The organism is Nocardiopsis sp. TNDT3 (genome assembly GCF_003427465.1).
In the GTDB taxonomy this organism is placed as follows: domain Bacteria; phylum Actinomycetota; class Actinomycetes; order Streptosporangiales; family Streptosporangiaceae; genus Nocardiopsis; species Nocardiopsis dassonvillei.
The window spans coordinates 1-3,858 of sequence record NZ_QPFC01000357.1; the positions used below are offsets into that span (position 1 = coordinate 1).

Consider the following 3,858-nt stretch of genomic DNA (forward strand, 5'->3'; position numbering starts at 1 on the left):
CCCGAGCCCGACCCCGAGGACGTCCCCGAATGGGAGCGCGACAAGGCGCTGGCCGACATGGACGAGCGGCTGCGGACGCTGGAGCGCGTGCTGCCGACCGGCTCGTCGCTGATGGTGGTCGGCGTCTCCATGGACACCGGGCCCTCCCAGCTCACGGTGGCCGTGTCCGGGGAGGTCGCGGAGGCCGGGTTCACCGGGGAGGGGGCCTTCCTGGCCTCGGACTCGACCCGCCGGGCCGGGCTGGTGGTGCTCACCGACACCACGCCGACCATCCTGACCGCCCTGGGGATGCGGGCCACCGAGCCGACCAGCGGCCGGGCCTGGCACCTGGCCGACCGGCCGCCGGCGACGGACGAGGCCGTCGGGCGGCTGGTGGAGTTCAACACCGCCGCGGTGGTGGTGGGCGCCGCCATCCCGGGCTTCTTCAGCGGCCTGGTCGCCTTCCAGCTGCTCGTCTACGCGGCGGCGGCCTACGCGCTGCACCGCTACTCCAACCGGCAGCGCGGCAAACGCGCGCGCGTGCTGACGCTGACGCGGGCGGTGGCGCTGGCCGGGGCGGCCTTCCCCGTGGCCAGCTACCTGGCCAACCTCATCCCGTGGTGGGCCTCGTCCTCTCCGCTGTTGTCGCTGCTGGTGTGCGTCCTGGCCGCGGACGCCCTGGTGGTGGCGCTGGCCATGGCGGGACCGTGGCGGCGCACCGCCCTGGGCCCGATGACGGTGGTCGCGGGCGCGACCACCGCGGTGCTCTTCCTGGACCTGTGCTTCGGCGCCTACCTCCAGATGAACTCGCCCACGGGGTACTCGCCGATCGTGGCGGGCCGGTTCTACGGGGTCGGCAACATCGCGTTCGCGACGTTCGCGACCGGCATGCTGATGACGGTGGCGGGGATCTCCCACGAACTGGTCTCGCGGGGCTGGCGGCGCTCCGCCGTGGCGGTGACCCTGGTCGTCGGGGCGGCGACCGTGCTGATCGTGGGCTGGCCGGGCCTGGGTACCGACTTCGGCGGGGTGATCGCGCTGATCCCCGGCCTGGCGGTGACGACGATGATGATCGCCGGGGTGCGCGTGACGGCGGTGCGTCTGGCCGTGGTGGCCCTGGTGACGGTGGCGGCGATCTCGCTGATCTCGTGGCTGGACTACCTGCGCCCGCCGGGGGACCGCAGTCACCTCGGGGCGTTCGCGGCCCAGGTGGTCAGCGGGGAGGCGGGTGCGGTGGTGGCCCGCAAGCTGAGCGCGATGCTGGGGACCCTGGGCAACTGGCAGCTGACCCTGCTGGCGGCGTGCGCGCTGGTGTTCCTGTTCGTGATGCTGCACCGGCCGACCCACTGGCGGATCGGCGCGCTCCAGGTGGCCTACGAGTACGCGCCGACGCTGCGGGCCGGACTGACCGGCTCCCTGGTGACCGCGCTGGTGGGCTTCGCGGTCAACGACTCGGGGGTGGCGATCCCGGCTATCGCGCTGACGGTGGTGGTGCCGCTCACACTGTCGGCGTGCGTGTGGGCCCTCCAGCAGAGGGACGAGGACCGGACACCGGACCCCGAACCCGTCGAGAACGCCCAGTGCATGTGATGCATACCTCATAAAGCACACGGGGAGCAAAGGACGCGAGCACGGCCTTGCGTCGCTCACGTCACGAATCGGCCACGGCGCTGTGGTAAAGTCCGTGGCTGGACGGCCTCTCATGGGAGACACCCGGCGCTTCGCCGGGCGCAGAGCCGGTCCGACCGACCGTTCGGAAGAGGCCAGGCACCGCCGTCCGACGGCCACCCCCGCCGCATCGGCGGGGAATGCCCGCCCCCGCGGGCTGGTTTGCACAGTTGCCGAGGGCGGGAGTGGCCCGAGGCAGCGGCTCGGCGCCCACCGGCGCACCGTCCGTCCTCGCCGCCTCCATCGCAAGGGCACGGGCACGCAGGAACTTCCGGCCCTGGTCCGTACGTTTGCCCGGTGACTGCGTTTCACGCGGACCCGTCCAGCAGACCCAGGCGAGAAGGGCGTTTCACCCCCGCACCGGGGGCATCACGCAAGGAACTTGATGAACCATCAGCTTGGCCACCGCGGTAACACGACCAACGTCCCGGTCGGCACGCGCTCGTGGAGCCGCGTGCGGCCCACCGCGCCGATCCGTCAGGCGAGGCCCGAATACGCCGGAGTCGCCATGCCCGACCTGAACATCTCCTCCACCCTGCACGACGCCGGACGGGTCCTGGCGTTGGACGGGGAGATCGACATGGCCACCGAGCACCGCTTCCAGGAGGCGGTGACCGAGGCTCTGACCACGCAGCCCTTCGGCCGTGTGGTCCTGGACTGTGCCGACCTGCGGTTCATCGACTCCAGCGGTCTGCGCGTCCTGATCCGCGCGCACAAGGCGGCCAAGGAGCAGAAGGCGGTCCTGGCCATCGCCTCACCCATCCACCGGGTGCTCCAGACCCTGCGGGTGACCTCGCTCGACACGCGCATCCCCGTCTTCACGACGGTTTCGGAGGCGCTCACGGCGCCGCGCGCCTAGCGCCCGTGCCGCTCACCCCCGGGGCAGCCTCCCGGACACACGTCGCCAGCGGACACGGCCACAGCACGCACGCGAGGGGCGCGACCACAGCGGTCGCGCCCCTCCGTCGTGTCCGGGGCCGCCGCGCCTGCGGTCGGCGGACCGCTTGCCCGCGCGGACCGGCCTAGAAGAGCAGCAGCCAGACACCGAGGCCGGTCACGGCCGCGTTGACCAGGAAGAAGACCACGACCCACAGGGTTCCCGGCACGCCGGTGAGACGGGCCAGCTGGTCGGCGTCAGAGTGCGGTGAGGGGTTGCGCCTGCGCTGGGCCTGGAGTTCGATCACCGGCCGCACGCCCGCGAAGAGCAGGAACCAGATGAACAGGTAGGCGAAGGCCGCCTGCACCTCCGGCGGGGTGAACCAGCTGATCCCGAACACCACCGCGCCGGTCACCACGATCGACACCACGCCGTAGACGTTGCGGATCATCAGGAGCATGGCGGCGAGCACCACGATGCTCAGCCACAGCAGGGCGGTGACGCGGTCCGACATGAGCATGAGGATGCCGAGCAGGCCGATGACCGACGAGGCGACGTAGCCCGCGAAGACGGTCAGGACCATGCCGACGCCGGCCGGTTTGCCCCGGGACACGGTGACCCCGGAGGTGTCCGAGTGCAGGCGGATCCCGGTGAGCTGGCGGCCGCTGAGCAGGGCGACCAGGGCGTGCCCGCCCTCGTGGGCGATGGTGACGACGTTGCGCCCGATCCGCCAGGGCGGTCCGAGCAGCACGGCCGCCAGGGCCAGCACCGCCGCGGTGACGATGATCCACCGCTCCGGTTCGGGCTGGACCGACAGCACTTCCCGCCAGACGTCGCCCAAGGTTGTTCCCACGTGTGCCCCCGACTCTGGTTCGACCCGATCGTGCACGGGCCCACCGGTGCGCGCCGCGGTTGCCGGGAGACGCGTGGAACAGGGGCCCTTGCCGAACTTTAGGGCATGTGGGGAAGTTCCGTGTTCTGTCGCGGAATGCGAACGCTCCCCGAGAACAATGTGACTTCCTTGCGCCGATGAACTGGCCAAACGAGGGTCGCCAGCTTACATTCATCACTGTCAGTGATTTTCTGGCTACTCAAAGCAAGGATTATTGTGAAGCGTATCGCTGGACTCGCCCTTATGGCCCTGACCGCCGGTGCCGTCATCGGCGCTGCTTCCCCCGCCGTCGCGGACGAGGAGCACAACGGCTACCACGGTCACCACGACAACGGCTGGCACCACGATCACGGTGACAACGGGCACGACCACGGTGACAAGGGCAGGGACCACAAGGGCGAGGACGACGACGAGGGCAAGAAGGACAAGCGCGGGAAGGGCG

At 70.9% G+C, this 3,858-nt stretch carries 3 protein-coding genes and 1 pseudogene; 3 read left to right on the forward strand and 1 reads right to left on the reverse strand.

All coding sequences use genetic code 11. The features are described 5' to 3' along the window. Both DQW06_RS09475 and DQW06_RS09480 read left to right on the forward strand, forming a co-directional pair. A partial coding sequence (locus tag DQW06_RS09475; protein ID WP_117198307.1) for a hypothetical protein occupies window positions 1-1,569 on the forward strand: 1,569 nt, incomplete at its 5' end. Window positions 1,570-2,155: 586 nt separating this feature from the next. Then, window positions 2,156-2,506, forward strand: a complete 351-nt coding sequence (locus tag DQW06_RS09480; RefSeq protein WP_017567895.1) for an STAS domain-containing protein — start codon at window positions 2,156-2,158, stop codon at window positions 2,504-2,506. Between the two features lie 163 nt (window positions 2,507-2,669). Here DQW06_RS09480 and DQW06_RS09485 read toward each other — a convergent pair whose 3' ends face one another. Next, window positions 2,670-3,365, reverse strand: a complete 696-nt coding sequence (locus DQW06_RS09485) for a M50 family metallopeptidase (RefSeq protein ID WP_117198308.1) — start codon at window positions 3,363-3,365, stop codon at window positions 2,670-2,672. Window positions 3,366-3,632: 267 nt separating this feature from the next. Here DQW06_RS09485 and DQW06_RS09490 point away from each other — a divergent pair. Continuing rightward, window positions 3,633-3,858 (forward strand): annotated as a pseudogene (locus tag DQW06_RS09490) (hypothetical protein); the annotation flags it as partial.